Origin of the sequence: Hyalangium sp., from assembly GCF_035629615.1 — a bacterium.
GTDB lineage: Bacteria > Myxococcota > Myxococcia > Myxococcales > Myxococcaceae > Hyalangium.
Genome location: NZ_DASPHO010000368.1, coordinates 1 through 4,789, shown reverse-complemented (window position 1 = coordinate 4,789; position 4,789 = coordinate 1). Strand labels below are relative to the sequence as shown.

At 71.6% G+C, this 4,789-nt stretch carries 2 protein-coding genes; both read left to right on the top strand.

From position 1 onward, the window contains the following. A partial coding sequence (locus VD972_RS18850; protein WP_324988919.1) for a type I polyketide synthase occupies positions 1-3,074 on the top strand: 3,074 nt, incomplete at its 5' end. Beyond that, the coding region (locus VD972_RS18845; protein WP_324988917.1) for a type I polyketide synthase at positions 3,071-4,789 on the top strand (1,719 nt) is incomplete at its 3' end. The genes VD972_RS18850 and VD972_RS18845, both read left to right, overlap by 4 nt.

The following is a 4,789-nucleotide window of genomic DNA, read 5'->3' as shown; positions in this document are numbered from 1 at the left end:
ACAACCGGGGGGTGATGCTCGAGTCGCTGGGCGCGCTCTACACCGGAGGGCACCCTGTCGCCTTCGAGCGGCTGTATCCGAGCTGGAGCCGCCCGGTGGAGCTCCCCTCCTACGCGTGGCAGCGCTCGCGCCACTGGCTCCAGGTGTCCCAGGAGTCCCGGCCGGGTGAGGCGAAGCGGACGGCGAACGGGCACGGCCACCCGTTCTTCGTCAACCAGATCAAGTCGGCGCGACCCTCGGGCGAGCGCTACTTCGAGCTGGCCTTCGACGCGGCCTCAGCGGACTTCCTGGGGGAGCACGGCGTCCACCGGCTGCCGCTGCTTCCATTCTCGACGCCCGCGGAGCTGGTGGTGGCCGCCGCCTCCGAGGCCTTCAAGTCTGGCCCCTTCCTGGTGGAGCCGTTCACCCTCCACGAGGCGCTGATCCTCGATGAGAAGCGGCAAGGCGCCGCGCAGCTCGTGCTCACGCCGCGCGGCGCGGGCCAGGCCACCTTCGAGGTGTTCTCCACTCCAGAGGATGAGGGCCCCCCGGCCCTGCTCGCGTCGGGGCAGGTCCGCTCGATGGCTCCGGGTGAGGCGATGGCGCCCGAGCCGGTGCCGCTGGCGGAGGCGCGTGCGCGCTGCCGCGAGGAGGTGACGGGCACCGCGTACTTCGCAGGGCTGGATGAGGCGGGCATCAGCCTGGGTCCCAGCTACCGCGTGCTCGAGCGGCTCTGGCGGCGGCCGGGAGAGGTATTGGGGCTCGTCCGGCTCTCGGAGGAGCGCCTGCTTCAGGCCGCCTCCTTCCGGGCCCACCCTGCGGTGCTGGAGCTGGCCGTGCGCCTGCTGACCGAGACCGCACCCGACGAGGCGATGCGCAAGCAGGTCCTGCTGCCCACCCGCATCGAGCGCGTGCGCTTCCTGGGACGGCACGAGGAGTCACTCTGGATCCACGTGACGCTGAGGCAGCCGGGCGTCGCCTCCTCGGCGGCGTTGGAGGGCGACATCCGCCTGCTCAATGAGGCAGGGCGGCCCATGGTGGAGCTGATCGGGGTCCGCCTGGAGAAGTCCTCGTCCTCGCTCATCGAGCAGGCCGCGGACCGGCACGTGCGCTCCTGGCTCTACGATCTAAGCTGGGAGGATCGATCAGCGCGGGGCACAGCCGTGCGCGCGGTCCCCCGCGGCCTGTGGATCATCCTCGCCGATCAGGGCGGCACGGGTGCCAACCTCGCCCAGCAGCTCGAGCGTGAGGGCAACACGGTGTTCCTCGCGTCTGCCGGCGAGCGTGCGCAGCAAGGTGCCGGCCACGCGTCGATCCACCCCACGCGGCGCGAGGACTTCGAGTGGCTGTTGGAGCAGGCGCAGGCCCACGCGGGGGCTCCGCTGCGAGGGGTCGTCCACCTGTGGGCCCTGGATGCGGCGCCGAACGAGGCGCTGGAGCTCGCGGAGCTGCAGCGGGCGCAGCAGCTCGCGGCTGGGAGCGTCATCCCCTTGCTCCAGGTGCTGGCTCCCATCAAGGGCGCGGAGCTGCCCTCCGTGTGGCTCGTCACTCGCGGAGCGCAGCCCGCCGGCGAGGCGGAGTCCGTGGCGGTGGCGCAGTCGCTGCTGTGGGGACTGGGCCGCGTCGCCGCCCTGGAGCACCCGGATATCTGGGGGGGACTGATCGATCTGGATCCCCGGGCGTCCCCGGGTGGAGCGGAAGGCCTCGTGCAGGAGCTGCTCGCGCCGGACGGGGAGGAGCAGATCGCCCTTCGCGCCGGGAAGCGGAAGGCGGCGCGGCTGATCCGCGCCTCCGCCGAGGAGCTGACCACCCGCCCTCGGCTCCGCGAGGATGCCACCTACCTGATCACCGGCGGTCTGCGAGGCCTCGGCCTGGATCTGGCACGGTGGATGATCGACCGCGGTGCCAAGAACCTGGCGCTGCTCGGGCGCACGGAGCTGCCGCCGCGCGAGAGCTGGAGCACCCTGCCTGCGGACAGCAGCGTGAAGGCGGCCGTGCTCGCGGTGGAGGATCTGGAGAAGCGCGGCGCGCAGGTACGGGTATTCGCCGCGGATGTCGTGGACGAGCCCCGCATGGCGGCGGTGCTGGAGCAGCTCCGCCGGGAGCTGCCACCGCTGCGAGGCGTCATCCACGCGGCCGGTCTCAACAAGCCCGTGCAGCTGACGGAGCTGGGGCAGGACACCCTGGACGAGGTCCTGGGCCCGAAGGTCCGCGGGACGTGGGTCCTCGATCGGCTCACCCGGGACATGCCGATCGACTTCATGGTCTACCTGTCCTCGGTGGCCTCGGTGTGGGGCGCGGCGTGGCTGGGGCCTTACGCGGCGGCCAACCACTTCCTGGACGCCGTCGCGCACTACCGTCGCGCGGCGGGACGCGCGGCGGTGGCCATCAACCTCGGCACGTGGGCCGGGGGGGGCATGGGCGAGCGCGCCGCCGACAGCGCGCAGATCAAGACGTACTTCCAGCAGATCGGCTACGACTTCATGTCGCCAGAGACGACGATCGAGGTCCTCGGCCGCTTCGTGGGCGCACGCTCCGCCCAGAAGGTCGTGACCAACCTCGACTGGAGCAAGTTCAAGCCGGTGTTCGAGGCCCGGCGACGCCGTCCGCTGCTCGATCGAATCGAGGTGGAGGCGCCAGGCGCGGGCAAGCCGGTGGTGGCCAGCGCCGTGGAGCTCCTCAAGCGGTTGGCGGCCTCGCCGCTGGACGAGCGAAAGGAAATGCTGGAGGCCCATGTGCGCCACCGCGTGGCGGCGGTGCTCGGCTTCGAGGATCCCAGCGCGCTGGCCGCCGAGCAGGGCTTCTTCCAGCTGGGCATGGACTCCGTGATGAGCGTGCGGGTCCGTAAGGATCTGGAGTCGGACTTCGGCCGTCCCCTGGCGCCCACGGTGGCCTTCGAGCACCCCACGGTGCGCGCGCTGGCCTCCTTCCTGGAGGAGCTGCTGCGTCCCTCGGCGGAGGAGAAGAGGGCCGAGACGGCACCTGCCGAGGCGGGAGCGCCGGAGGTGGACCCCGCGATTGCCGGGCTGTCCGAAGACGAGCTGGTCGCGCTGCTCGCCCGTGAACTCTCGCCTGCTGGAGTGAATGAACAATGAAGGACCCGAAGGCAGCCGAGCTGGACAGACAGGCGGTGTTGGCCAGGGCTCTGGTCGAGATCAAGCAGCTCAAGGCCCGGGTCGAGTCCTCCGAGAAGGGGCGCAACGAGCCCATCGCCGTGGTGGCCGCGGCCTGCCGCTTCCCTGGCGGCGCTGACTCCCCCGAGGCGTACTGGCGGCTGCTGCGGGACGGCGTGGACGCCACCCGTGAGGTGCCGCCCGAGCGTTGGAACGTGGAGGCCTTCTTCGATGCGGACCCCGCGGCGCCGGGGAAGATGTACATGCGCCGCGGCGGGTTCCTGTCCGAGATCGACAAGTTCGACGCGCTGCTCTTCGGAATCTCTGGCCGCGAGGCGGACGCCATTGATCCGCAGCACCGGATGTTCTGGGAGCTGTGCTGGGAGGCCCTGGAGCGGGCGGGGCGGGCCCCTCGGGGGATGGCCGGCAGCCGCACGGGTGTCTTCGTGGGCCTCTCCAATATGGAGTACCCGCCGCGGCAGGACGAGATCGATCCTGCCGAGCTGGATGGCCTGCTGATCGGTGGCAATGCGCTCAGCTTCATCGCGGGGCGGCTCTCGTACATGCTGGGTCTGAGGGGTCCCGCCGTGGTGCTGGACACGGCGTGCTCGTCGTCCCTCGTGACGGTCCACCTGGCCTGCAACAGCCTGCGCTCGGGGGAGACGGATCTGGCGCTCGCGGGAGGGGTGAACCTGATCCTCCGCCCCGGGCCGAGCATGCTCCTGTGCAAGGCGGGGGCGCTCGCGCGCGATGGCCGCTGTAAGACATTCGATCAGTCGGCCGACGGCTACGGGCGAGGGGAGGGCGGCGGCGTCGTGGTGCTGGAGCGCCTCAGCGACGCCCTGGCCAACAAGGATCCGATCCTCGCGGTGATCCGGGGCTCGGCGGTGAACCAGGACGGGCACCGCAGCGGGCTCACCGTGCCCAACATGCACGCGCAGCAGGAGCTGATCCGGGAGGCGCTGGCGCGCGCGCAGGTGAAGCCCTCCGAGGTGGACTATGTGGAGGCCCACGGCACGGGAACGCCGCTGGGTGATCCGATCGAGCTGCGGGCTCTCGGTGGCGTCTTCGCCGAGAACCGCCCAGCGGATCGGCCGCTGTGGGTGGGCTCGGCGAAGACGAACCTCGGGCACCTGGAGGCCGCGGCGGGCATCGCGGGCCTGCTCAAGGTGGTGCTGTCGCTGGGTCGCAAGGAGATCCCACCGCACCTGCACTTTCGCACGCCCAGCGCCAACATCCCCTGGACCGAGCTGCCCGTGCGCATCCCTCGCGAGCCGGTGCCCTGGCAGGCCGAGGGCCGCCGGAGGATCGCGGGGATCAGCTCGTTCGGAGGCAGCGGGACGAACGCGCACATGGTGCTGGAGGAGCGCCCACCCGCGGAGGCGACAGAGCGGGCCGCCCGGGATCGATCCTTCCACCTGCTCACCCTCTCGGCCCGGCTCGATCCGGCGCTCCAGGAGCTGGCGAGCCGGTACGAGGCACGGTTGGCGGCGGATCCCTCCATCGATCTCGGCGATGTGTGCTTCACCGCGAACACGGGGCGCACCCCCCTGCCGTACCGGCTCGCGGTGGTGGCGCGCACCGTCTCCGAGGCCCGCGAGGCGCTGAGCAAGGCCGCGGCAGGCCAGCCCACTCCGGGAGTGGTAGCCGGGCGGGCGCGTGGAGAGAGCCGGCCGCGGGTGGCCTTCCTTTTCACC